Below are 22,678 nucleotides of genomic sequence, written 5' to 3' on the forward strand. Positions count from 1 at the left end.
GCGGCTGCGCGGGGAAGCTTGACCATTGCGAAACGCTGAGACAAGGGCAGTCCATTAGTTCCAGCGCAGCGCCCGCCATCGTTGCCGATGTTCGAGTAGGTTCAAGCATTTAGGGTGGAAGTGGCGTATGTTGATGGTTCGATTCCAGTCAAGATCTTGTAGGTTCACTGAACCAATGTCGGTGGCGTCGTTAGCAAATTCGGCAGCTATCGGATGTATAATCCGGCGAGGCGCATCATTGGCCCGGCTTTCTTTCTGAACGTTTTTGGAAGTCAATCAGGAGAAGTTTGCATGCTGTCGCGGCGTTGGCGGGTGATTTCCTTGGGTATCCTGTTGGCCTTTATCGGCGCCGTTCTTCCGGTCGCCGGAATGGCCTGGATGTCGCGTCAGATCGCGACCGCAAAAGAACTCGACGAACTGGACACTTTTGCGCGCAGAGCGTTGCTTCGCGCGACGACCACCTTCCAGGACGCGAAGAAGGTGTTGGATGCCATCGAAGTCTCCGGCTTCGAAAGCTGTTCACTGCAGCATATCGAACAGATGCGAGCGCTGACGATGAGCATCTCGTCCATCGAGGAGATCGGCTTCTTCGACGGCGGCATGCTGAAGTGCACATCCTGGGGAGAGATTGCGCAGCAGATCCACAAGCAGCCCGGCGACTACGTCACGAAGGACGGGATGGACGTGACTATGCGCCTTCGGCCAATTGCCAGCCGGGGGAGCGAGGTGACGGCCCTCTATCAGGGGAAACACAATGCTCTCGTACTGCCGAGCCGATTCACCGACATTGTGGCTAACGACATTTCTGTCGCCCTTTACGCAGACGGAGATAAGCTGCTCAGCAGCCTAAACGGTCCGGATCTGCCATTCGCAAACCTGCATCTTGCGACGGCTGGCCGTGGGATGGGGGAAGAATACCTTTTCGTCACGGCCAAACAGGAAGACATGACTGCGGTCGTGACCCGTTCGAGATCAGGCCTCAGATCGAAGATCACCGATGAACTCGCAGTATTTCTGCCGGTCGGCACCTTCATCGCGCTTTTTATCGTCGGCGTCGTCATCTGGCTGTCGCGGAAACGCCTCTCTCCCCATGCGGAGCTTGAGATTGCAGTCCGCAACAAGGAGTTCATCGTCTACTACCAGCCGATCGTCGAGCTGGAGACGGGCATATGCATCGGCGCGGAGGTGCTGGTTCGCTGGAAGCGACCGGATGGCTCGCTCGTACGGCCCGACCTGTTCATTCCACTCGCCGAGGAAACCGGACTGATTAAGCCGATCACCGATCAGGTCGTCGCGGCCGTGGTTGCCGACTTGAATGTGATACTTGCAAAAGACCGCACCTTGCACATCGCGATCAATCTGTGTGCCGAGGACGTAGAGACCGGACGCGCCGTTGAAGTCATTGATGAATGTCTCAAAGCGACAGGAATCCGGAAGGAGCAGATCTGGCTTGAGGCGACGGAACGGGGCTTCGTCAATGTGGAGGCGGCACGCGTTACCCTGAAGCAGGCACGTGATATGGGGCATTCGGTTGCCATCGATGATTTTGGCACGGGATACTCAAGCCTACAGTATTTGCAGGGGCTGCCGCTAGATGCGCTGAAGATCGACAAGTCATTCATCGATACGATTGGCCGCAACACCGCAACCAGCACCGTCATCTTACACATCATCCAGATGGCAAAGTCGCTCGGCCTTTTCTTGGTGGCGGAAGGCGTGGAGAGCCAGTTGCAGGCGGATTATCTCACCGAGCATGGCGTTGATTTCGGTCAGGGATGGCTGTTTTCAAAGCCCCTGCCGGCGGATGAGTTTATAGCCTACCATCGCAACTCGAAGACAACCAGCGGCGAAGCTCCGGAGATTATACAAGTTGCGCGGTAACCTGACTGTCCTATAGATGCCCGAGTGCTTGCCAGAAACGAGCATCTGGAAGAGGATTGAAACACCGCCTTGGGATGACAGGTTTCATCTGCTGCACTCCAAAAGAGGACAGGCGGCTAACGGCTCCTTACCGGCCGTTCGGCAAAGCAGGCAATTGGCCGGATTGGAAAATATAAGCCGCTGAACGACAGGTCGAAGGTTCGGATCCCTTCAAGGCGATGGCAGCTTTGCACCGTCATTCCAGCAGTCAGGCTTCATGATTGGACTCTGAAAGCGAAATTCGGTGGAGCGCGGCTAAACGACCGTTTTGCAGTGAACTTGAAGATCTATTATTCGCCGCTGAGATTTTCAGCCGTCCGCCTCCAGTAGGGATCTCGAGCGAACTCTTTGGCAAGAAATCCCATCAGTAGCGATATTCTATGTATGCCTCGAAGGTCTGGATGGGTGAGCACCCAGAGCGTGTTCGCGGGTGCCGTGTGATAGGTAAAACACCGCTTCAGGTCTGAACGGCGCAAATCGTCCGGCAAGAGCGCAACACCGCAGCCCTCCGCTGCCAGACGCGCCATGGCGGTGAGATCATCGCATGAGATCGCCGTCACAGGCGGGTCACTGTTCAACACGTCACGAAAAGCCGGATGACGCAGCAATTGTCCTGCCGGTGCGGCCAATTTATGGTTTGAAAGGTCGGGTGGGCCATCCAGCCGTGCAGCGGTATCGAGGTAGGAGGGAGCCGCGTAGACAGCCCAATCGATATCGAGAACACGCCGCCCCCAAAGATGGTCAGGCGGATTATGGGCGACTCGTAGAGCGACGTCCGCACCCCGGTCGGACATGTTCATTTCCTGATTTGAAACCAGAAGTTCCACCCGAACGTTGGGATGCGCCTCGCTGAAATTCATCAGATAACGCGGCAACACGGTGTCGGCAAAACTGCGTGGCGCGGTAAGGCGGACAATGCCCTCGGCATTTCCGTCCCTGCCGTTTACACGCCGGTCGATCGCCTCGAAAGAGCGGGCGATACCAAGACCAATCTCCCGCATTTCATTGCCAGCGTCTGTCAACACAAACCGGCCTTTGACACGATCGAACAAACGCGTGCCCATCTGTCCTTCAAGCAGGGCAATGTGCCGGAAGACCGTCGCATGGCTCAGTCCGGTAAGCTTGGCGGCGCGAACCTGAGAGCCCGTTTCGCAAACCGCGAGAAACACTTTGACGAGGTTCCAGTCCAATTCTGGCCAACTTCATTTCAAATTTGCAAGAGTATGTTTCACCAACGCATATATCCATCGTTTTTGCAACGTAATATCCTCAACTCGTACCGACACCAGCAATGAAAGATATGGATATGATTGGATACACTTCGCTTGGCACGGCCGATCTTTCCCGCGCGGAAAGCTTCTATGACGCATTATTGGCGGAGTTCGGCGCAAAACAGGTAATGCACATGGACGATTTCATCGTCTGGGCAGTCGAAAATGGCGGCGCGGCCTTTTCAATTCATGTTCCTGAAAACGGAAAAGAATACTCGGTCGGCAACGGCGTCATGATTGCGCTCGCGGCATCCGACCAGACACAGGTTAACCTGGTGCATGAGAAGGCTTTGAAATTGGGAGGCGTCGATGAAGGCAAGCCCGGCTTTCGGGCCGAGGCCTTTTACGCCGCCTATTTCCGCGATCTGGACGGCAACAAACTCAATGTCCACTGCATGGTTAGTTGAGCCATGGTGGTGGAACCCTACAAGATCGTAGGGCACAGATTGTGCCCCTATGTGCAAAGGGTCGTTATCGTCATGATCGAAAAAGGCATTGACTTTGAACGGATCGATATCGACCTCGACAATAAACCTGCATGGCTCGGCGATATATCGCGGGGCCGTCAAGTGCCGGTATTTTGGGCTGGGCGCGACGAATGGCTATTCGAATCCGGTGTTATCGCCCGTTATCTGGATGAGGTGACAGGAGGAGGTCTAACGCCCAGCGATCCTTGGGCACGCGCTTGTCATGAAGCCTGGATGGACTATGCGGATGGCATGCTGAATATCGTCGCCCGCATTATCTACCGCGATGTCGACGCATCCGCTTTCGCAATCTCGTTGCGAGAGCTTGAGGAGCGGCTGTGGATTGTAAACGGCCGATTTCAGCCGCACAAATACTTAGCGGGTGATGCTTTCGGCCTTGTCGACGGGGTGTTTGCAACACTTTTCCGGTATTTTTCTGTTTTCGATAGAGTGTCGGAAACGAAACTGAGTGACGCGCTACCACCAAAACTCACAGAATGGTGGGCTCTAGTAGGCAGTCATAAATCGGTGAAGAACGCGGTACCGCCAACCTACGAGGCTGAACTCATACAGTTCATCGCCCAAAAGGAAAGCCACGTCGCTCGGGTACTAGGCACGACAAGTGGGTAGAACTGTTGCTGCAACAATCAACATCTTGGATCACGCAACAATCAACATCTTGGATCACGCAACAACAGTATATTTCCCGAAGACGTGCAAGTTATCATGGTTTTCATGACAATCATCACGCGCGATCCTGCTGAAGAGGACACCCCTCCCGCGAAGTAGTTTAGGTCGGGGGTCGGTCTTAAGCATCTAACCTCAGTGTCGCCACACAGCGCGAATCGGCGCTAGTAAAGAACAGAACAGAATAGAAACGAAATTGGAGATTATGCATTGACTACGACCAAAGCCGCCATTGCTAAATTGGAGGAAATCACTGTTCTCGCAGATGACGTAGCCAAGCTCGCGACCTTCTACCGTGACGCGCTCGGCCTTCGCGTTGACATCATGGAGCAGGACTACGTCGCCTTTGGAGGCGAAGGCATCCGCCTTGCCATCTTCTCTAGGATCGGCATGAGCCCCAATACGCACGATCACCCTGAGTACCGCACGCAGTTCACTGGCCAAGCCTTCGAGCTCAATTTCGAATGTGCATCGACAGATGATGTCATCGAACGGTTTAACCACATCGTGGTGAATGGTGGGCGATCCATCGCCGACCCCACGAAGAAGCACTGGGGACACTTTGCCGGCTTCTTTGCCGATCCGGAGGGTAACATCCACAGCCTCTTCGCTGTACTAGCGGAATAGGGGTTCCGTATGCACAGGGTAACACCTTCTCAACAAGGCCCGGCGATCTCAGGGCAGGCATCCGCGAAGTGGTGATTAGCTTCATTAAGCCCTGAGGTCGGGAGGGGTTCGAGGTAATCAATCCGTCCGTGCTCAATCTGCTCAACGCCGTGGCGCGCGGCGCGCCGGATAACGCCGTCGACATGATCGAGGGGGCGGCGCGTTTCGGGCAGGTCACCGCATTTCAGATTCTCCAGCCTGCGTTCTGACGTCGGATAGTGTCCACCGGGGCAGACACGTAGTTGGCGAAGGTTCTTTTGTCTGAGCCCAAGGTGAAGGCCCAGCCGTAGCAATAGGAACGACCTGACGGCTTCGGCGGCCGGTCGTGGATATTTGCTCTCATCCGGCATACGCCTTACGATCTCGTCCGTGATCTTGCGATACTCAGCCAGCGGACTGTCAGCTTCAAGTACGCAATGTTGCCCCTTGCGAAATTGCTTTACATAGGCTGGGCCGAACTTCCGTCCTCATCGCCGGATTGTGTCATAGGAGACGACGATGCTCCAGGTAACGTTAATAGAGGGTAAATAAGAAACTCGTCATAAACCGTGTCATTCTGGACCTGTCGAGCGAGTGCTCGAAGCATTTGAGCACCTAAAACTTTGGCCCTCGCTGGCAGCGGGGGCCTTCGATTTTATCATTGTAGCCTTCTTACGCGAGCGCCGAACAGGATCAGCAATCAGTGAAAATTGTCCCCGGGGGACATCGCGATCGGCCCCGTTGCCAATTGTTGCTCGTCTGTCCAGCCGAGATGAAAGAGTTCCAACAATTGGCCGGCGGCTGAGTGGGCGGCAGCACCATCAGGACTTATGCCCAAATACTTGCATCGACGAATAAGGGCACGCTTAAGCAGCTCGATATCACTATCCGACAGAATACGATGGTTCATATCGCCTCACAGAAAATGTGAGCCCATGTGTCGGCAGTCTGCAGCGAATTTCAATATGCTTAATCTAGCCTACAACCGGGCGAGGTACATTTTCCACAGCAATAGTGCTTGTAAGTTAGAATGTGTTCACGCACAGAGCGATCACATACGCCGCCTCGATCTTTTTCCCAAACGGGTGACGACTTGAATAGTTTTTTCGTCGATTGGTAATCTTTAAAATGAGGGGGCGATTGTGACGGAAAAAGATCAATCAAAAATCAAATTCGACATACGATTTGATAAAAGCCTTTGGGTGGTCACCATTCTCAATAATGGTTCCACCGAACACCGGTCGTTTCGCCAGGAAAATGATGCTCGCGCCTATGCCGGCGCACGGGTTGATTATCTTCGCAAGCAATGCGGCGAGATCCGGATAAGCACCAAAGTCGACAAAACAGTTTAGAAAAACCCTCCCGCATTTCCGCAGGAGGGTCTGGGGTATATGTTTTCAGCCGCTTGAGAGTTCCGTTTTCAAGCTCACGCTAATATTGCCAGCAGGTAGTTAATGAAAAATTAATGCGATCAGTCGAAGACCTCCGCGTTTCCGTCAACCTTCGTCCACGTCAGCGACCATTCATCGACGCTACCTTCGTTGTGGATGTAGGTGCCGTGGTCGTGCACCTCAGCATCGAGCGTGACGAACTCCGGCGGCGCCACGCCGGGAAGATCCATGACGCGCAGATAATCGCATAGCTCAGCGAATTCGGTGACGTGCTGAACATCCTGGTGGCCCGGCACTTTGATGGTCCAAGCATAGATGGTCATGGCTTATCCTCATTACGTCGCGTGCTTGTGCAAAAACAAGCGGGCATCCATGATGGGTTCCTCTGCCGGGTCAGGATCTTCGGCGTAGGCGAGGCGAAGGTGTTTCATAACCTCGTCTATCGCGTCCATTGTCTCGACCGTACCCCAGCCTCTCATATTCGCTTTGTCGATAAGCTCGACTAAGTCGCGTTCGACTGCTTCTTGGCACGAAAGGTGCCGGTCCGGGTGGCTCACTAAATACCTTGCGGCTTCGATCGTCATGACGCAGTCCTATGGGAGAGAATAATGCGGTATGGCTCAGCGTCTCGAACAGCAACCCAATCGGTTAACGGCTGCTCTTGGTCTGGTTCTTTCCTTCAAGGCTCTTCTTCAATGCAGCCATGAGATCGACGACGTTGTTCCTGGACCCAACCGGCGCGTCTTTGGCCTTTGTCCTTGCGGTTTTTCTCATCTGCTTCTTTTTCTCGGCGATGAGTTCGACATACCGCTCCTGAATGGGATCAGTGATCGGTGACCATTTTTTTGTCTGCTGATTGATTAGCTGCTTCATCAGTGGCGCAAGACCTCCTTCAGGCTTCGCCTTGATGCCTGAGAAGTACTCTTCTTCCGGCCTCACCTCGTCGCCATAACGCAACGTCCATAGGACGATGCCCTCGTCACGGGGTTCCAGCATCACCGCACGCTCCCGCTGGCCGAACACCAGGCGGGAAATCCCGACTACGTTCTCCGCGCGCATAGCATCCCGAATGACCGCGAAAGCGTCCTCTCCAACCTTGTCGTTCGGAACGAGATAGTGCGGCTTCTCAAGCCAGATCCACTCGACGGAGTCGCGCGGCGTAAACAGCTCGATCTCGATAGTCCGGACGCTCTCAAGCGCCACCGCATCCAGTTCTTCCTCTTCAAGAATGATGTAGTCGCCTTCACCGCGCTCGTATCCCTTGACCTGATCGTCTGGCTCGACCTCCTTGCCGGTGAGACTGTCGACGTACCGCGAGGCAACACGGTTGCCGGTGGCACGGTTCATCGTGTGAAAGCGCACCTTCTCGGTGTCACTGGTGGCGGGGGAAAGGGCCACGGGGCAGGTGACGAGCGAAAGCTTCAGGTAACCTTTCCAGTATGGTTTGACGGCGGCCATGGCTTAACCTGCCTTCTTGCGTGCAGCCGGCCGTGGGGCAAGGGCTGCGCGCGCTGCTGCGGTGCGAGGTTTAGAGGCCCGAGCTGACCCAAATCCCGCACTCATCCGCAGCGCTTCCATGAGGTTTGTCGAAGGCTCGACTTTTGGCTGCTTCGTCACCTTGACAGCACGCCCCTCGATCTTGGCCTTCACCAACTCGGCCAGAGCGGCATCATAACGATCGTCGAAGGTTCGAGGATCGAACACTCCAGCCTTCGTCTTGATGATATGCTTTGCCAGATCGAGCATCTCGCCCTCGATCTTCAGTGCCGGAATGTCCGCAAAGGCATCTTTTGCAGAGCGAACCTGGTAGTCGAAGTTGAGGGTGGTCGCGATCAAGCCGTCGCGGTGAGCCCGGATCAAAACCGTTCTGAGCCGGCGAAAGAGCACCGCCTGCGCAAGCGCGCCAACATTGGATTCGCGCATCGCATCCCTGATCAACACAAAAGTTTCCTCTCCGAGCCGATCGGGCAGGAGGTAGTAAGGCTTGTCGAAGTAGAGGTCGTCGATCTCCTGGAATGGCACGTAGGACTGGATCCTGAGCGTTTTGTCGCTCGGGGGCACGACGGCAGACAACTCGTCAGGTTCGAACAGGATGTAGCGATTATCATCGACCTCATAACCTTTGATCTGGTCCTCTTTCTCAACCACTTTCCATGTGTTGATGTCGACGTACTCTCGCCTGACGCGGTTGCCGGTCATGCGGTTGAGGGTGTTGAAGCTTACGCGCTCCGAAGTAGAGGCTGCGCTATGGAGCGCTACCGGACAGCTGATCTCGGCAAACTTCAGAAAACCCTTCCAAAGAGCACGTCCCGCCATATTGGTTTCTCCCGATGAGCGCCGATTCAACGGAGGGAGAGTACGTTTGTTCCGGCTAATACGCGAATCAATTGTGGCATTTAGCACCTTGTCTATAGTAAGGTGAACTTATCCACGAGTTTTGCGTTGCGGGATTCTATTTCGAGTAGTCCCCTGACAGGAGGGTGATGCATGAATGCGCAACTCCATATCGACGGATCGTTTCAAGCTATGCGTCAGGCGCTGGACGAGGCCAATCGTGAATTCGCCAACGGGGGCGCCGATCGTCACAGGGATGCCCTGCAACAGTTTGGTCGCGTCATGATGAACGCCATTGCCGAAATCATCGAGACAGATGGCGGGACGGACGGGTATCTTTATGACGCGGACGGCATCGCCCAGGATATTGGCGATTGCTACCAAAAGGCAGTCATGGACGAAGATGCCGCTGAGCCAGACATGACGCCCCGGCAGTCGAGCCATGGAACGCTAAATCTCCGCCAGCAAGGGGTAGGGCGATGATCACTGGAACGGATCTACTGCATATTTCGCTTGCCCGCGTGAACATGGATCGCACCGATTTGGAAGCGGCCGGCGTGATAGATCGCGGCGAAGCCGGTGACAAGGCGTGGTCGAATTTTGGGCGAGACATGGATACGTTCATCTTGAAGCTGCCAGCGGTGCGCCGGGCCGCGCTAGCGGAAGCCATACAAGAGCAGGCGCGCCGCCAATACCGCGTGTCGCATTAGTTTAGAAATCGCGGTGGGCTGTCCCAATGTCGGCCGCTAAGTATTCGCTGCACCGCCACTCGGTGACGCCACGGCGATCCTTCCCAAATGTGCCCCATTATTTGCAGCCCTCATAACCACACCAATGATCACGTCTGAGGGGCGGCGTCCGGACAATGTAAATTCTCTCATCGCTCATTGTTGGTCCGCCCGTGATTTTGGTCGCGATTAACCACTCAGTTCGGCCAGCACTCGCACCCGATTGTCCGGCAGCAACTCAATGATCTTCTTCCGACCCAACGAGATTAGTAAGTTGACGATCTCGTCTTCACTGAGGCCCTTCGCGAGCATGGGCGCGCCCACGGAGTAAAGCCCTTTGGCTTCTTCGCCAAATCCCCGTAGAATCTCGGTCAGTTCAGCCTTGCTTTCCTCAAAGCAGCCCATTTCAATCCTGTGTGATTTGCATATTCAAGATGATACGCCGGGTCTGCAGTGCATCTTCGAGGGCGCCGATGGCGTCGTGCTCGCCCATTCCCTGCGCCATTAAGCTATCGATGGCTTCTGCGATTAGTATGGATGCCGTACTCCGGCTCTCCCACTGTCGATCCACGAACTCAAGGCTGTCCGGCATGACCATTCTCCTCCACGACTCCACGCTCGTAGCTTGGCTCCCATCCACGGGTGAAACCAATGCTCATCCCACTCTGTGTAATGGCGAGCTGTTGCTTCAAGAACCTTACGTCTGCCAGCAAGGTTCCAATCGTAGCCCGCGGGTCGCCGTCGTGAAAAGCGAGGGCAGCGGCGATCTCATCAATTGGGCGGGAATATTGGATGTCATACGCGGCTGCGCTGATCGTAGGCATGGCTTTTCCTTTTCCATCGCACCGAGGCAATGGATCAAACTTGCATTGATTTTCAGATTGGCGTTCCGCATCCGCCGTGCAAGTTCTTATTATGTTCTCGTCCGAACGAGAGTCAAGCCCAATGGAAAAGATGCTGGCCTGAGTTACCGCGACAGCTGCATGATGTTTCGGATTTCGAATTAGCGATCTGCAGCGTTTTGAATCCCCCAGTTGTTCTTGCGCTTCCAGAGCCTTCAGACGCGTTGCTTGCTCGTTCATGTCGGCGTCAACCAGGCGGCGCCTTTGTCAATAGTGTCTCTGTGAAACATCTGCAGATGCCTGCATGGATCGGGCATGTGACCGAAATGCAACCATCAAGGACGGGCAGATTGTGTACAGAACCTTACATCCGAGCTATTGCGGTGTCAGCTTGCCGTCGGGATCGACATCGGACCGCTGGGTTCCCCTATAAAAGTTTGCCAGTTTGGTCGTTGTCTCGAAAGGTGCCGGATCGCGGTATGACCCGAACTTGAAATACTGCCTGAGATGAGTGCCTTCTTTTTTGAAGCCGATCCTGCCGCTGGTCTTTCCAACGCGAGCGCCATCGGCCCAGATTTCAATTAACGCCGAACCGTTGGGCGTGAGTTTGAGATGGTAGACCATCGTCGTCCATCTCCCGAATGGATCGGGAAGTCGTCCATATTGCTGGGGAATGATTCCAACTGCGCAACCTTTGTCTTTTGCGACGACGGGGCTGTCGGTCGCTGAGTCAGCCAGGAGTGTAGCCACACTTAGAGGAGGCGGTGTTTCCCTGTCGCCATGCGGCGATCCCGCGGGCTTAGATGCTAAAGATGCCTGGTCTGCGATCAGCACTCGGCAGAGATTGTCGGCGTCGCTATGCCCCGAAGCTAAATTATCTTGTTCCACTGTCACGGAGAAATTCCGGCCGTTGAAACGCTGTGCCAACAATGGCGCATCGCGACCGGATCCTTCCTCTTTCCATTGGCCGATGACGAAGCGGCCAGTCGAGGACGTAATGCTGTCGTCAACGAACATGTCAAAACGATACCAGACATTGCTACCCAGTCCGACCCATCTGTCGCTGGCTTCCCAAATTTCGGACCGTTCGTCGCCGTCCGGCGTATGGTCGTTTGTATCTTCATCGATGCAACCGGTGTGCTTCTCTCGCAGCGCATGAGTCTTGGCCAAAGGAGCCACGACCGAGGTCATCGTTGTACGGCCATCGCTCACGTAGCCGAATGAAAATTTGTTCTCCGGTCTCTTGCAAACAAACCAGTGCTTGTCCGGAGTCTTGCTCGAGAAGTCATCCTGTATCGCTGCAGCGGAAAGGTCCGGCGCGATCCTGAAACAGCTCGACAGCAACACGAGTGTCAGAATGAAGCTCATTTTTCTTTGCTTGACATCCTCATTTCATTGGGGCTTCGCGCGCGGAAGTGTCTCATCGGAAAATATGAGAATGAACATGGATACGTGAAATAAGCCAAATGACAAATGCAAGATTAAAGTGTATCTCTAGGCTGTCAAGGCGACTTAGTATTTGTGCGGGTTATTCGAAAATTTGGCAGTTCGTGTGTTCAACGTATTCGTATCATTTACCAAAGAGCATCTAGTCTCGTGAACAAGATTCTTCCTCGTAGTTGAAGCCGAGCTCACAACATCTGTGCCTGTTTCTTTTGCAATTGTTCTCTTATTTGCCAGGGGGGCCGCATGCCTTGGTGGCATGGACCTACGACAAGCACCTTGATGGATGTCTTGGGTTTGCGGTTATTCAGATCGACGGAGAGGGAAAAGAACGCACTCTTCCCGCGATCGTCCGATTCAAAGGGCAGGATAAAGACCGTCCACGGCTGTGGTTCGATCCGAACACTGCGCCGAGGTACACGAGCACGATTGAGATTGATCTTGCCAGTGTCGAACCCAGCTTGGCAGGGCCAACCCGCACGCAGGACAGGTTGCCGGTGAGCGGCACGAAAGCTGCCATCGCTTCGATGAAGAAGAATGCGATCTCCATTCCGGACCAGCCAAACGATGGCGCGGTAGCGATTGCAGCCATCACTAGCTGCGCCAACACATCCGACCCGAGGCTGGTGATCGCGGCAGGGCTACTTGCTCGAAAGGCCCGCGCCTATGGTCTGCATCCCCCCCACTGGGTTAAGTCCTCGCTTGCGCCCGGCTCGCCGACGGCGGAGCGCTATCTTCGCCGAGTGGGTCTGCTGAGGATCTGGAAGCCGTCGGTTTTGGCATCGTCGGCTACGGCTGCACGACCTGCATCGGAAATTCCGGCCCGCTGACAGAACCGGTTACCAAAGCAATGAGTGAACGTGGCATCCTCCCTGTTGCGGTTTTCTCCGGAAACCGCAACTTTCCGGGCCGGGTTCATCCCCAGCTCGAAGCCGGTTTCCTAGCATCACCTCCCATGGTGATCGCCTTTGCCCTGGCCGGGACCGTCGAGATCGATATCATGAGCGACGTCATCGGTTATTCGTCGGATGCGGAGCAGTCACGCTGGCAATGCTCTGGCCGCAAAGTGCGGAGATCGACGAGGCAGCCGCACTTGCAACCGACAGCAACGATGTCACGCCGGCCTACGCCGAAGCAGAGGCCAGCCGCATGTGGCGGGACCTCGATGCGCCCGAAACAATGCTTTTCCCCTGGGATGACAAATCGACCTACATTCGCAGGCTGCCTTTGCCAGCTTCGGCAAAGGCAGCCTGCTCGGACACTACACGGCCCACCCATTGCTCGTCCTCGGCGACGATATTACGACGGATCATATCTCTCCGGCCGGCGCGATCCCGGCCGCGAGTGAAACGGGCAGATATCTAACCGCGACGGGCGACAATCCGAAGGACCTGAATGTCTACGCCTCCGGGCGTGGCCACTGGGAAGCCATGGTCCGCGGACTGTTCACCAACCGGGCTGTGCGAAACAGGCTGGGAGATGACATTCCTCCCGGTTTCACCATCCACTGGCCATCGCAGGAAATCCTGCCCTTGTGGGATGCGGCACAGCGATATGCCGTGGAAGGCCAGCGCGTCTTCATCGTTGCAGGCAATCGATACGGAATGGGCTCTTCACGGGACTGGGCGGCCAAGAGAGTTTCGCTCCTCGGTGTCAGTGCCGTCTTGGCCCTGAGTTTCGAGCGCATTCACCGCTCTAATCTTATTGGCATGGGTATATTGCCGCTGCGGCTCGCTCCAGAGTTCGGACCATCGATGCTTGATCTTAAATCCGGAGACACTCTGGAAATCGACGCGGACATTGATCGCGTTTTCCCCCGGAGCGCGATCCGTGTGACGATCCGGCGCGTTGGCCGCGGAGTTCTCTCCTTCGTCGCAACAGCCGCAATCGAGACAATGGCAGAGGTGGAGACGCTGAAAGCCGGGGGAATACTACCTGTCATCGTACGTGATAAAATGGCTTTATCGAAGCGCAAGGCGGAACATCAACTCGACACCGTTCCATAATTACGGCGACGTCTCTGGTTTAGATATTTCCACGATTTGCCTATTTTGAAATTATGGGTCGCGCTTCAGCACCTAATTACTAACCGATCCGGTATCTGAAACGTGTCGCAGGAATTGGGCCTGTGCTGCCGTCGGCATCCAGTTTGTTCGCAAGGTCAGGCCGATTGGCCGTGCTGTGTGCTTCAAATCAAAGGCGAGAGGCTTGAGAAGGCTACGCCGGAGTTCAGCCTCTGCTTGCAGGTAGGATAAGTGACAAACTTCCACAGCGCGATAAGGGCTTTGCGCGCCAGGGCAACTATCGCGGCTTTCTTTAAGCGGTCTGCACGCTTGCCAAATCTCTGATCCGACTGGCTCCAAAGTTGCTGCTGCCGCCGTAAGGTTTGCGGAAATGGATGATGGCGGTGGACAGGATTTTCTTCCAGGCGCTCTCTCGTGAGATGACGACCGTTTTGGAGTCCCTCCAGGTCGATACCATTCTTGTTGTCGAGGATGAGCCTTTTATCGCGATCGACATCGAGGCGACACTGAAGGATGCGGGGTATGCCGTGGAGGTCCACTCATTAAAAGCTCACGCGATGGGGTGGTTAACCGTCCGAAGTCCTTCGGTCGCTGTCCTTGACGTGCATTCTTCGGGATGGGGAGGGGACGGCTATCGCCACCATTTTGCAGGTGCGACATATCCCGGTTATCTTTTGCTCGGGCGGACATCCCGCCGATCTCCCAACAGATTTTCGGGCGGCTGCCTGGGTGCGAAAACCCTTCATCGAAGGAGAGCTCGTAAGGGCCGTGAAGCACTGCCGCTTGGCGTCCTGTTGGCTAGGCTAAGGTCCGGCGAGCGCGATCACCTTGTCGCGGTATTCGATCAAAATAGCCTTGCTTGCGACGTCATAAATGATGGCGGTTGAGTTTCCAGCCATGCCTAACTCCCTTCAATGCAGCACCGTGAGAAAGCCGCAGTGAAAGCCGGTGAGCAGTTCCCAGCGTGACATACGGATAGGCCAATGCAATTGTTCCACCCGCTGCCCAAATACGCCAAGACTTCAGCCCCCGCCATTTGCGACGGGAGCCTAAAGTCCTGGGTACTCAGATGCAGGGTCTGCACCCGGCATGATTGTTATGCCACACCGATCCACGGTTGTGTGAGAAGTCGAATATTAGGGTTATGTGGCAGGGTCAATCCGAGACGATCTCGGCTTAGATTATGACTGAGATGCGCGAGCCTGATGATTGATGATCGCTGCGCTTTGCAGCAAGGTTTCATGAGAGCAGGCGGGCAGCTTTTCCACTGCGTCGCGTTGCGTTGTTGTAGTAGCCTGACGCCTGTTGCAAAGAGCGATGTCTGGACTGCTCCATCGCCTCGGGCAGGGGAACGCCGCGATTGGCGGCCTCCGTGAGATAACCCGACCGAAGACCATGCGCGGAAAATTCACTCGGATCGAGCCCGGCCATTCCGGCCCGCAGCTTGACGATATCATTGATCGCCTTCGGATCGAGCGGCCGGCGGGAGACGTTTCCCCAGCGATCGATACCGCGAAACACGCTGCCATTTTCGATCTTTGCCGCGGTAAGCCAAGCATTGAGCGCCTCGACGGGGCGACCTGTCAGATAGACGATTTCATCGTCTTCCGTCCCGCTGGTCTTGGTGCGGCCGAGATGGATCGACAGGGAGGGCAGGGGAGGATCGTCCTCGACAGAGACCGGCTGCTCGACAGTCAATTGCTCTCTCCTCAGCCCAGCAATCTCGCTCCGCCGACGGCCGCCGGATGCGAAGCCCAGCATCAGGATTGCCCGGTCGCGCAGATCACGAAGTTCGGCGCGGGCACAGGTGGCGAGCATTTTCGCGAGGACATCGCCGGTGACAGCCTTGGCGCTCTTGCGCCGTCGTTTGCGCGGCGTGGCGCGAATTGCGAGGCGGATGGCGGACTTGACGGCGGGGGAGGAAAACAGGCCGTCGAGCCCCCGCCATTTCGTCAGCGTTGACCAACTGGCCAACCGGCGCTGCACGGTCGCCGGTGCATGCGGTCCGTCGTTTCGCAAGAAGCCCTGCTCACGAAGGCTGCGTTCAACGTCCGGCGGCATGCCGTGATCCGGATTGAGCTCTCGCTGCGCCCGATCCCACAGGTGATGGGCAACGAATTTGAGCAGCAGTGCTTCCGGCGCCGGCCATGGCAGGGCATTATGGGTGGCGGCGAGCGACCAGGTCTGCAGGTAAGCCAAGTCCGAAGTCAAGGCCCTGAGTGTGTTGTCGCCCATGCCTTCGTTGACCAGATGCCGCAGCGTCTCAACATCCTGGTCGGTCAGCAGCTCCGCCAGCTCTTCACGCCGCTCGATCGGCAGCACGGCGGCGATCGTATCAAGTTTGTGAGCACGGCGATCGACAGGATTTCGTCCGGCGCTTTTCATGTCATCGACGACGCGGGATGGAGTTTCAGATCCGTCTGCCCGAAACCGTGCCCTTTGAACAAGAGCGGCGCCTTGGCGATAGTGGCGATGGCGTAAGAGTAGCAGTCGCCCATGTTGAGGCTGGCCGGATGGCGGCCCTTACCAAACTGTTCAAATGCCTTCTCAGCGGCGTGATAGTGACGCTCTCCGAACGCCACTGCGGTCACGTTTGGCAGAGCAACGAGTTGCTCAATGATTGCCGAAGGGTTGGAAAAACCTCTACCGGCGAGCACCATTCTGGTTTCCAGAAGCGTCGGCCAGCCGATAACAATTTCCTCGCGGGTGACGAGCGAATGAAAGCGCTCGGCTTCAGGTTCACGCAACGAAGTCGCCAGGATCACCGACGTATCGATGGCGATCATTTCGGCAGGCCGAATTCGTCGTAGAAATCGTCATGGGCGGATGTGGTACCTGGGGGCACGGACCGGCGGCCTTCCGCCATCAGGTCCCAGAGAGCGTCACCGGGCGTTTTCGCCAGCTCGTCGCTCAGCTCTCGTTCATAACGCTCAAGCGCCAGTTCGACGAGCCGGTTGATCGGCTGGCCGGTGCGACGGGACAGTGCGTGAGCCAGATCGCGGGCCTTGCTGCTGCGAATGGAGAGCTGCGGTTCGGACATGGTGAGCCTCATCGGATTTCTGTGTCCAAGATAGCGATCGCGTGCCGAGATGGCAAGGATTTCGACGAAGATGGCTTATTTCCGATAAGACGTAGTTATCGGTAGTGAGCGATCCCGGAGTAACATGTGGCGGACAATAAATGTGTTGCCGCATGATCGCTGCCGGAGTTGACAAGCGGATTTGAGGTCAAATTTCGCCACCCGTTCCGACACTGTATGAAACGACACTTTGATCCCGCGTTCGGCAAGCAGGTCTTCGATATCGCGAAACTCAGCGGAACTCGATAATAAAGCCAATCGGCATCGGCGATAATCGCGGCTAGAAAACGACGGCGGTGGTGACGGGTAAGCGGTTTTTCGGTCATGCTGGCCAAATATCACCTCGATCGTCGTCCAACCATCGACAGGTCGGTTATGTTGACGGTGCGGTGCAGGGCGGTTTGGAGTATTCAATTGAGAGCGGCGCAATCGATGTCAACTTTTGCATGCTGAATAATCCAGAAAAGCTTGTGACAAACCTTTTTAACAATTCACTCCCCGCAATCCGGTGATTTAAGGGACGGTGACGTAAGTTGCTAAGCTGGAGTTGCCTGCCTTACCCGAACTCGTTATTCGAAGAATGCGTGGTTAGGAGTGTGCTGGTTAATGCCAAATCAATCGGAATTTCTAGACGACGATCTAGAGAGGGCGCGTGTCGCCTGGCTCTATTTCATCGGCGGACAGACCCAGCAGGAAATCGCCCAACGCATGAACATCACGCGTTTGAAGGTCAACAAGATCATCGGCCAGGTGCGTGAGTCCGGCAGCGTGCAAGTGAGGGTTTCTCTGCCTCTGACAGACTGCATTGATCTGGCGGAAAAGGTATCCGCACGTTATGGACTCAGAGATGCCGTCGTCGTACCGGATCTGGATGATTATCTCGAGCAGAAGCGCGTTATTGGGGAAGCGGCCGGAGCGCTTGCGAGTGAACTCATCGAAGATCGAGACATGGGGGTCGGCATCGGTTCCGGGCGAACCTTGAGCTTCGCCGTTCGCGCTCTTCGCGCCCGGCCGAGGACCGAGAGCTGGGTCGTGGGGCTCACCGGCGGCGTTACCAGCGGGTCATCGACCAACACTTTCGAGGTGGCGACGGCCTTTGCTCGCGCACTCGGCATCGAATGTCACTATCTGACAGCGCCGATCTATTGCGCCAATCCCGAAAGTCGCAACGCCCTATTACTCAATGACGAGTTGACTGACGTCCTTGCGCGTACGGAGATCGCCGATGTGGGCATCGTTTCCTGTGGTTCGCTAGCGCAGGACACCTCGCTCACCCAGATCCGCGTCGTGAAGGACAATCTCGATACAGTGCTGAAACGTGGCGCAGTGGGTGAGTTCATGGGATGGTTTCTGGACGCGCGTGGTCAGGCGATCGATCATTTCCTGAATGAATCTATCATTGCGCTTCCGCCGGACAAGCTCAAACTCAAGCCGATTTCCGTGCTGGTCTCTGGCGGAATCCGCAAGATCCCGATCATCCGCGCCATTCTTCGCGCCGGCTACGTCAACCGGCTGGTTACCAATGAAGGTGTTGCGCGGGCCCTCTTGCAAGGCCCGCGCTGATATCGGTCAGACGAGTGCCTTCTCAAGCGCCGCCGACATGGCGCGCAGCGTGAGAAAGGTCGAGGCAGCACCGGGGTCAATATGGCCAACGGAGCGCTCGCCGAGCTTGGCGGAACGGCCGCGGCGTGATTCCAGCGCAGCCGTTGCCTTCATACCCGCCTCGCCGCCGTCTCTTGCCGCGACCAGCACAGCAAGGGAGGAGCCACCATTGGCGGCGGCCTTTGCCGCGGCTTCGACGGCAGGCACCCATGCATCGATCATCGTCTTGTCGCCAGGTTCGGCTCGGCCACGGTCGCGAATGCCCTGGCAGGCGGCGTTCAGCCATTCCGCCATGCCGACGCCATCGAGATTGAGACGGTTGCCGACCGCCGTGCCCGCGCGCAGGAATGCCGTGGCATATAGCGGGCCGGAGGAAGCGCCGACGGCATCCAGAAACGCTTTTGCCATACGCTTGCAGATTGATTCGATCGTCTCGTCTTCTTGGGCATCCTTCAAAGCCAGTTGCACTGCTTTCCAGCCTATTTCCATAGTAATGCCGTGGTCGCCGTCGCCGATCACGCCATCGAGTTCGGAAAGCCAGTTCTTCTCGGCGATGATTTGCTCGCCGACCGTGTGCATCATCGCTTTGAAAATCGCAGGGGTCACGTCGCCTTCGGTGATGAGGATACGCGGCTTCTCTTGGGACGGCGCTGCGCCTTCAGCAGGTTTGGCTGTCTGGCGGTTACGTGAAGGGGTACCGCGGGTCTTCTCGAAAGCGCCGACGACGAGAGCCTGGGTGTGGCAGGGATGATCCAGCAGCGCCTGCAGCGTGTCGTCAAGCTTGATGAGCGTAACCGACGCGCCGGCCATTTCCAGAGATGTCGCGTATTCGCCGACCCACGAGGCATGGATATCGACGCCATGTGCATCCAGCCGCTGCTTGACGCGGCGGAAGATGATATAGAGCTCGATTTGCGAGGTCGCACCGAGACCATTGACCAGAACCGCAACCCGTTCACCCGCCTTGACCTGAAGTTCCTTCAGAATGGCATCGACAAGCTCATCGGTGACTTCATCGGCTGTTGCGAGCTGCTGGCGGCGAATGCCAGGCTCGCCGTGGAGCCCCATGCCGATTTCCATCTCGTCGTTGCCGATCGTGAAATTGGGTTTACCTGTCTGCGGCAGCGAACAGGGGCTGAGCGCGACACCCATGGAACGGGTGGCATCGTTTGCGGCATGAGCAAGCGCCTCGACGCGCGCCAGCGGTTCACCAAGGTCGGCGGCGGCACCGGCGATCTTGAAGACGAAGAAGTCGCCGGCAATACCCCGGCGTTCGGACTTGCGGTCGATTGGAGCGGAGGCAACATCGTCGGCAACAGCCACATGACGCACGGGAATGCCGACCTGCTCTAGCTCTTCCGCTGCCATGGTAAAGTTGAGAACGTCACCGGTGTAGTTGCCGTAGAGCATCACGATACCGACGCCGCCATCCACGGCGCGAGCCGCTTCGACAATGTGCGACGGGGAGGGGGAAGCGAAGATGTTGCCGACAGCCGCGGCATCGGCAAGACCACGGCCGACGTAGCCGGCGAAGGCAGGCTCGTGGCCTGATCCGCCGCCAACGACGATACCGACCTTGCCATCACGCGGACCATCGACTGCAACGACCGCGCGGCCGGTTTCCCCCTCGACGCGCAATATGTCCGGATGGGCGCCGACCATGCCCTCGATCATCTCGGCGATGATGTTTTCCGGCGCGTTGATCAGTTTCTTGGTTTTGACTTCCTGGTTCATTCTTTTTTCTTTCGTCAGAGCGAAGCAGCCGGATGCGTCATGCGTCGCGACGGAGATAGCGGCGGGAAATGGCGTCGAAGGAAATGGCGAGTACAACGATGGCGCCCGAAACTATACCCTGCCAGTAGGGCGAGACACCGAAGAGCACGATGATGTTTTCGATGATGGCGATGATGCCAGCACCGAAGATGGCCCCGATCGGGCTGCCGATGCCACCGGTCGTGGCGACGCCGCCGATGACCGAAGCTGCGATGGGAGCCAGCACCCAGGTCTCGCCGATCGACGGTTGCGCCGTGCCGAGACGGGCGACCATCAGTACGCCGGCCAGGGCAGCGATCGCGCCGGCGACCCCGAAGACGAGTAGGCGAACTTTGTCGACCTTGATGCCGAGCATGCGGGCGCCGGCTTGGTTGTTGCCGATCGCATACATGTAGCGACCGAAGGGCGTCTTCAGCATGACGAAGGTGGCGACGGCGAGCGCGACGAGCATGATCACGAAGGGTACGGGCATGCCGAGGAAATCGCCACGGCCCAGATAATGCACGTTCTTCGGGATGCCGGTGATCGCGACGCCGCGTGTAAGAACAAGGTTGGCGCCACCGAAGATGCCGGCTGTGCCGATGGTCAGGACCAGCGAGTGAAGCCGCAGCACTGTCACCAGAAGGCCGTTGAGAAGGCCCAGAAACGCGCCGAGCAAGATGGCGAGAAACATCGCTGAATAGGGCTCAAGCCCGAGCCGCACCATAAGGATGCCGGAAATGACGCCACACAGGCCACCGATTACGCCGAGCGACAGGTCAAGTTCGCCAAGCACCATCAGCATGGACTGTGCGATTGTGATAAGGCCGACGAAGGCGAGACCGCGCGCAATAACCGAGAGGTTATAGGGCGTGAGAAAATAGGGGGAGATCAGCGCCGAGAGCGTGAAGATGACAGCGAGCGCGACGAAAACGCCGGCAAGCGGGCTGCGCGTCAGGAGGGACAGGGAATTAGTTTGCATCGGCTTTCACCTCCGTGCCGAAAATGGCGCCTACGAGTGTTTCATTGTTCGTTCCGGCGGTGTCGAATGCGCCGGTGATGCGACCGTGGTGCATCGTGATGATGCGGCTGGCGCACTTCTTGAGTTCGTCGAGTTCCGAGGAAACGAGAATGACGCCGACGCCTTCTTCGGCCAGACCCTTCATGATCCTGTAGATCTCGGTCTTGGTCCGGATGTCGATGCCCTTCGTCGGCTCGTCGAAGATCAGCACGCGCGGCCGTGTCGCCATGGCTCTGCCAATGATGGCCTTCTGCTGGTTGCCGCCGGACAACTGCGAGATGCGCTTGCCCATGCCCGACGTGCGGATGCCGTAGTCGTCGATGATCTTCTGGACGGCCTCGCGCTCCCGCCCGCCGCTGATGCCGAGGGAACCCCTGGTCAGCGACAGGATGGAAATCCCGATGTTTTCGCGCAGCGAAAGCAGCGGGAAGATGCCGTGATGCTTGCGTTCTTCCGAGAGGTAGAGCATGCCGCCATCGACCGACGAGGCCGTATCGTTGAGCGTCCAGGGCTTTCCCTCGACCATCACAGTGCCTGCCTTGGCTTTTAGGAAACCGAAAATCGTCTGCATGATTTCCGAACGGCCGGCGCCGACGAGGCCGGCAAAGCCAAGAATTTCTCCACGGCGCAACTCGAAATTGACATCCCGGAAGCGGGACCCGGAAAGGCCGCGCACCGTCATGATCGTGTCGGTGGCAACACCTTGGGGGCGGAAATGGTCGTCAAAAGCGATGTCGCGGCCGGACATGGCGCGGATCAGATCCGCTTCGGAAATATCGGCGATCTTGCCACTTTCGATCTTTTCGCCATTGCGCAGCACGGTGTAGTCGTCGCCGATGGAGAAGACTTCGTCCATCTTGTGGCTGATGAAGACGATGGCGTGGTCGCGGTCGAGCAGGCCCCGGATGACCTTGAAGACCCGGTCTACCTCGACGCGCGTCAGGGATGACGTCGGTTCGTCGAGAATAAGCACCTTCATATCCGCGTTGGTGCAGGCGCGGGCGATCTGGAGGAGTTGCTGGTCGGAGACCGAGATATTTGCCACGAGCTCGCGCGGGTCTGCCTCGATGCCGAACCGTTCAAGATAGCTGCGGGCCTCCTCGACGAGAGCACTGCGGTTTACGAGAAGCCCGCCGTGACCTGTCCGGCTGAACGGCATAAACAAGTTCTCTGCAACGCTCATCTGCGGAAAGAGATTGAGCTCCTGAGGAACGTAGGCGACATTCTTGTAAAGAGCGGGATCGTCGACAGGGTTGCGGCCATCGATCAGGATATCGCCGCGCGAAGCCCGGTCGGTGCCGGTCAGGATCTTTACGAGAGTGGATTTGCCGGCACCGTTCTCGCCCGCGAAAATGTGCGTGCGGCCAAGTTCGATCGAAAGATCGACCCCGTTGAGTGCGGTGACGCCGGGAAAATCCCGGCCAAGGCCGCGGGTTTCAAGATAAGCCATGGGGCACCTCAGCGTCGTAGTG

General features: G+C 56.8%; 24 protein-coding genes and 3 pseudogenes. 10 read left to right on the top strand and 17 right to left on the bottom strand.

Annotated features, from left to right (window positions below; genetic code table 11):
• The first annotated feature begins 291 nt into the window (after positions 1-291).
• Positions 292-1,881, top strand: a complete 1,590-nt coding sequence (locus ASC96_RS03645; protein ID WP_060501518.1) for an EAL domain-containing protein — start codon at positions 292-294, stop codon at positions 1,879-1,881.
• Positions 1,882-2,210: 329 nt separating this feature from the next.
• Here the strand turns inward: ASC96_RS03645 and ASC96_RS03650 are convergent, their stop codons facing one another.
• The gene (locus ASC96_RS03650; RefSeq protein WP_060501520.1) at positions 2,211-3,110 is read right to left on the bottom strand and encodes a LysR family transcriptional regulator; all 900 of its coding nucleotides are present in this window, start codon (positions 3,108-3,110) and stop codon (positions 2,211-2,213) included.
• Between the two features lie 101 nt (positions 3,111-3,211).
• Here ASC96_RS03650 and ASC96_RS03655 point away from each other — a divergent pair, with 101 nt between their 5' ends.
• The 3 genes from ASC96_RS03655 (at position 3,212) to ASC96_RS03665 (ending at position 4,972) form a co-directional block, all read left to right on the top strand.
• On the top strand, positions 3,212-3,598 hold the full coding sequence (locus tag ASC96_RS03655; RefSeq protein ID WP_244481839.1) for a VOC family protein: 387 nt from the start codon (positions 3,212-3,214) through the stop codon (positions 3,596-3,598).
• A gap of 3 nt (positions 3,599-3,601) precedes the next feature.
• On the top strand, positions 3,602-4,288 hold the full coding sequence (locus ASC96_RS03660) for a glutathione S-transferase family protein (RefSeq protein WP_060501522.1): 687 nt from the start codon (positions 3,602-3,604) through the stop codon (positions 4,286-4,288).
• Between the two features lie 267 nt (positions 4,289-4,555).
• Positions 4,556-4,972 (top strand): VOC family protein, encoded by a 417-nt coding sequence (locus ASC96_RS03665; RefSeq protein WP_082511924.1) that lies wholly within the window; start codon positions 4,556-4,558, stop codon positions 4,970-4,972.
• 209 nt (positions 4,973-5,181) lie between these two features.
• On the opposite strand, the pseudogene ASC96_RS33635 reads toward ASC96_RS03665, so the two are convergent.
• Positions 5,182-5,427, bottom strand: a pseudogene (locus ASC96_RS33635) (hypothetical protein); the annotation flags it as partial.
• Positions 5,428-6,132: 705 nt separating this feature from the next.
• Between ASC96_RS33635 and ASC96_RS03675 the strand changes: the two are divergent.
• The gene (locus ASC96_RS03675) at positions 6,133-6,342 is read left to right on the top strand and encodes a hypothetical protein (protein WP_060501526.1); all 210 of its coding nucleotides are present in this window, start codon (positions 6,133-6,135) and stop codon (positions 6,340-6,342) included.
• A 119-nt stretch (positions 6,343-6,461) separates the two neighbouring features.
• Here the strand turns inward: ASC96_RS03675 and ASC96_RS03680 are convergent, their stop codons facing one another.
• The 4 genes from ASC96_RS03680 to ASC96_RS03695 form a co-directional block, all read right to left on the bottom strand.
• Entirely contained in the window at positions 6,462-6,704 is a 243-nt protein-coding gene (locus tag ASC96_RS03680; protein ID WP_060501528.1) for a hypothetical protein, read from the bottom strand.
• Between the two features lie 12 nt (positions 6,705-6,716).
• The gene (locus tag ASC96_RS03685) at positions 6,717-6,965 is read right to left on the bottom strand and encodes a hypothetical protein (protein WP_060501530.1); all 249 of its coding nucleotides are present in this window, start codon (positions 6,963-6,965) and stop codon (positions 6,717-6,719) included.
• Positions 6,966-7,029: 64 nt separating this feature from the next.
• Positions 7,030-7,839, bottom strand: a complete 810-nt coding sequence (locus tag ASC96_RS03690) for a Ku protein (RefSeq protein ID WP_060501532.1) — start codon at positions 7,837-7,839, stop codon at positions 7,030-7,032.
• A 3-nt stretch (positions 7,840-7,842) separates the two neighbouring features.
• The gene (locus tag ASC96_RS03695; RefSeq protein WP_060501534.1) at positions 7,843-8,697 is read right to left on the bottom strand and encodes a Ku protein; all 855 of its coding nucleotides are present in this window, start codon (positions 8,695-8,697) and stop codon (positions 7,843-7,845) included.
• 171 nt (positions 8,698-8,868) lie between these two features.
• Between ASC96_RS03695 and ASC96_RS03700 the strand changes: the two genes are divergently transcribed.
• Positions 8,869-9,198 (top strand): hypothetical protein, encoded by a 330-nt coding sequence (locus tag ASC96_RS03700; protein ID WP_060501536.1) that lies wholly within the window; start codon positions 8,869-8,871, stop codon positions 9,196-9,198.
• Positions 9,195-9,425 (top strand): hypothetical protein, encoded by a 231-nt coding sequence (locus ASC96_RS03705; RefSeq protein WP_060501538.1) that lies wholly within the window; start codon positions 9,195-9,197, stop codon positions 9,423-9,425. The genes ASC96_RS03700 and ASC96_RS03705 overlap by 4 nt, the downstream gene beginning before the upstream one ends.
• A 207-nt stretch (positions 9,426-9,632) precedes the next feature.
• On the opposite strand, the gene ASC96_RS03710 is transcribed toward ASC96_RS03705, so the two are convergent.
• The 4 genes from ASC96_RS03710 to ASC96_RS03725 all read right to left on the bottom strand — a co-directional run bounded on the left by ASC96_RS03710 (position 9,633) and on the right by ASC96_RS03725 (position 11,653).
• Positions 9,633-9,848 carry a hypothetical protein gene (locus ASC96_RS03710; RefSeq protein ID WP_060501540.1) on the bottom strand — a complete coding sequence of 72 codons (216 nt, stop codon included), beginning with the start codon at positions 9,846-9,848 and terminating at the stop codon, positions 9,633-9,635.
• A gap of 1 nt (position 9,849) precedes the next feature.
• Positions 9,850-10,035: a hypothetical protein gene (locus tag ASC96_RS03715; RefSeq protein WP_060501541.1), complete on the bottom strand. Its 186-nt coding sequence runs from the start codon at positions 10,033-10,035 to the stop codon at positions 9,850-9,852.
• Positions 10,019-10,525 carry a hypothetical protein gene (locus tag ASC96_RS34350; RefSeq protein WP_348270788.1) on the bottom strand — a complete coding sequence of 169 codons (507 nt, stop codon included), beginning with the start codon at positions 10,523-10,525 and terminating at the stop codon, positions 10,019-10,021. Before ASC96_RS34350 ends, ASC96_RS03715 begins: the two co-directional genes overlap by 17 nt.
• A 135-nt stretch (positions 10,526-10,660) precedes the next feature.
• Positions 10,661-11,653: a heparin lyase I family protein gene (locus tag ASC96_RS03725; protein ID WP_060501545.1), complete on the bottom strand. Its 993-nt coding sequence runs from the start codon at positions 11,651-11,653 to the stop codon at positions 10,661-10,663.
• Positions 11,654-12,114: 461 nt separating this feature from the next.
• On the opposite strand from ASC96_RS03725, the pseudogene ASC96_RS03730 reads away from it, so the two are divergent.
• Both ASC96_RS03730 and ASC96_RS03735 read left to right on the top strand, forming a co-directional pair.
• Positions 12,115-13,734 (top strand): annotated as a pseudogene (locus tag ASC96_RS03730) (aconitase family protein); the annotation flags it as partial.
• Between the two features lie 395 nt (positions 13,735-14,129).
• The gene (locus ASC96_RS03735) at positions 14,130-14,639 is read left to right on the top strand and encodes a response regulator (RefSeq protein ID WP_060501547.1); all 510 of its coding nucleotides are present in this window, start codon (positions 14,130-14,132) and stop codon (positions 14,637-14,639) included.
• A gap of 352 nt (positions 14,640-14,991) precedes the next feature.
• On the opposite strand, the gene ASC96_RS03740 is transcribed toward ASC96_RS03735, so the two are convergent.
• From ASC96_RS03740 to ASC96_RS33640, 4 genes and pseudogenes are all read right to left on the bottom strand, one after another.
• The gene (locus tag ASC96_RS03740; RefSeq protein WP_060501548.1) at positions 14,992-16,137 is read right to left on the bottom strand and encodes a site-specific integrase; all 1,146 of its coding nucleotides are present in this window, start codon (positions 16,135-16,137) and stop codon (positions 14,992-14,994) included.
• On the bottom strand, positions 16,134-16,538 hold the full coding sequence (locus tag ASC96_RS03745) for a type II toxin-antitoxin system VapC family toxin (RefSeq protein WP_060501550.1): 405 nt from the start codon (positions 16,536-16,538) through the stop codon (positions 16,134-16,136). Before ASC96_RS03745 ends, ASC96_RS03740 begins: the two co-directional genes overlap by 4 nt.
• The gene (locus ASC96_RS03750) at positions 16,535-16,792 is read right to left on the bottom strand and encodes a type II toxin-antitoxin system VapB family antitoxin (protein ID WP_060501551.1); all 258 of its coding nucleotides are present in this window, start codon (positions 16,790-16,792) and stop codon (positions 16,535-16,537) included. Before ASC96_RS03750 ends, ASC96_RS03745 begins: the two co-directional genes overlap by 4 nt.
• 144 nt (positions 16,793-16,936) lie before the next feature.
• Positions 16,937-17,157 (bottom strand): annotated as a pseudogene (locus tag ASC96_RS33640) (IS6 family transposase); the annotation flags it as partial.
• A 280-nt stretch (positions 17,158-17,437) separates the two neighbouring features.
• Between ASC96_RS33640 and ASC96_RS03755 the strand changes: the two are divergent.
• Positions 17,438-18,394 carry a sugar-binding domain-containing protein gene (locus ASC96_RS03755; protein WP_060501553.1) on the top strand — a complete coding sequence of 319 codons (957 nt, stop codon included), beginning with the start codon at positions 17,438-17,440 and terminating at the stop codon, positions 18,392-18,394.
• Positions 18,395-18,400: 6 nt separating this feature from the next.
• Here the strand turns inward: ASC96_RS03755 and dhaL are convergent, their stop codons facing one another.
• From dhaL to ASC96_RS03770, 3 genes are read right to left on the bottom strand one after another with little or no spacing between them, the layout of a single operon-like run.
• The gene (dhaL, locus tag ASC96_RS03760) at positions 18,401-20,167 is read right to left on the bottom strand and encodes a dihydroxyacetone kinase subunit DhaL (RefSeq protein ID WP_060501555.1); all 1,767 of its coding nucleotides are present in this window, start codon (positions 20,165-20,167) and stop codon (positions 18,401-18,403) included.
• 37 nt (positions 20,168-20,204) lie between these two features.
• On the bottom strand, positions 20,205-21,167 hold the full coding sequence (locus tag ASC96_RS03765; RefSeq protein WP_060501557.1) for an ABC transporter permease: 963 nt from the start codon (positions 21,165-21,167) through the stop codon (positions 20,205-20,207).
• On the bottom strand, positions 21,157-22,656 hold the full coding sequence (locus ASC96_RS03770; protein WP_060501558.1) for a sugar ABC transporter ATP-binding protein: 1,500 nt from the start codon (positions 22,654-22,656) through the stop codon (positions 21,157-21,159). Before ASC96_RS03770 ends, ASC96_RS03765 begins: the two co-directional genes overlap by 11 nt.
• Positions 22,657-22,678: the final 22 nt, after the last annotated feature.

The organism is Rhizobium sp. Root1204 (assembly GCF_001424965.1).
In the GTDB taxonomy this organism is placed as follows: Bacteria; Pseudomonadota; Alphaproteobacteria; order Rhizobiales; family Rhizobiaceae; genus Pararhizobium.

Excerpts from the sequence above, each read along its gene's own strand:
- ASC96_RS03645 (WP_060501518.1), top strand. The coding sequence starts at position 292 with ATGCTGTCGCGGCGTTGGCGGGTGATTTCCTTGGGTATCCTGTTGGCC.
- ASC96_RS03655 (WP_244481839.1), top strand. The coding sequence starts at position 3,212 with ATGAAAGATATGGATATGATTGGATACACTTCGCTTGGCACGGCCGAT.
- ASC96_RS03660 (WP_060501522.1), top strand. The coding sequence starts at position 3,602 with ATGGTGGTGGAACCCTACAAGATCGTAGGGCACAGATTGTGCCCCTAT.
- ASC96_RS03680 (WP_060501528.1), bottom strand. The coding sequence starts at position 6,704 with ATGACCATCTATGCTTGGACCATCAAAGTGCCGGGCCACCAGGATGTT.
- ASC96_RS03685 (WP_060501530.1), bottom strand. The coding sequence starts at position 6,965 with ATGACGATCGAAGCCGCAAGGTATTTAGTGAGCCACCCGGACCGGCAC.
- ASC96_RS03690 (WP_060501532.1), bottom strand. The coding sequence starts at position 7,839 with ATGGCCGCCGTCAAACCATACTGGAAAGGTTACCTGAAGCTTTCGCTC.
- ASC96_RS03695 (WP_060501534.1), bottom strand. The coding sequence starts at position 8,697 with ATGGCGGGACGTGCTCTTTGGAAGGGTTTTCTGAAGTTTGCCGAGATC.
- ASC96_RS03700 (WP_060501536.1), top strand. The coding sequence starts at position 8,869 with ATGAATGCGCAACTCCATATCGACGGATCGTTTCAAGCTATGCGTCAG.
- ASC96_RS03705 (WP_060501538.1), top strand. The coding sequence starts at position 9,195 with ATGATCACTGGAACGGATCTACTGCATATTTCGCTTGCCCGCGTGAAC.
- ASC96_RS03710 (WP_060501540.1), bottom strand. The coding sequence starts at position 9,848 with ATGGGCTGCTTTGAGGAAAGCAAGGCTGAACTGACCGAGATTCTACGG.
- ASC96_RS03715 (WP_060501541.1), bottom strand. The coding sequence starts at position 10,035 with ATGCCGGACAGCCTTGAGTTCGTGGATCGACAGTGGGAGAGCCGGAGT.
- ASC96_RS34350 (WP_348270788.1), bottom strand. The coding sequence starts at position 10,525 with ATGAACGAGCAAGCAACGCGTCTGAAGGCTCTGGAAGCGCAAGAACAA.
- ASC96_RS03725 (WP_060501545.1), bottom strand. The coding sequence starts at position 11,653 with ATGAGCTTCATTCTGACACTCGTGTTGCTGTCGAGCTGTTTCAGGATC.
- ASC96_RS03735 (WP_060501547.1), top strand. The coding sequence starts at position 14,130 with ATGGCGGTGGACAGGATTTTCTTCCAGGCGCTCTCTCGTGAGATGACG.
- ASC96_RS03740 (WP_060501548.1), bottom strand. The coding sequence starts at position 16,137 with ATGAAAAGCGCCGGACGAAATCCTGTCGATCGCCGTGCTCACAAACTT.
- ASC96_RS03745 (WP_060501550.1), bottom strand. The coding sequence starts at position 16,538 with ATGATCGCCATCGATACGTCGGTGATCCTGGCGACTTCGTTGCGTGAA.
- ASC96_RS03750 (WP_060501551.1), bottom strand. The coding sequence starts at position 16,792 with ATGTCCGAACCGCAGCTCTCCATTCGCAGCAGCAAGGCCCGCGATCTG.
- ASC96_RS03755 (WP_060501553.1), top strand. The coding sequence starts at position 17,438 with ATGCCAAATCAATCGGAATTTCTAGACGACGATCTAGAGAGGGCGCGT.
- dhaL (WP_060501555.1), bottom strand. The coding sequence starts at position 20,167 with ATGAACCAGGAAGTCAAAACCAAGAAACTGATCAACGCGCCGGAAAAC.
- ASC96_RS03765 (WP_060501557.1), bottom strand. The coding sequence starts at position 21,167 with ATGCAAACTAATTCCCTGTCCCTCCTGACGCGCAGCCCGCTTGCCGGC.
- ASC96_RS03770 (WP_060501558.1), bottom strand. The coding sequence starts at position 22,656 with ATGGCTTATCTTGAAACCCGCGGCCTTGGCCGGGATTTTCCCGGCGTC.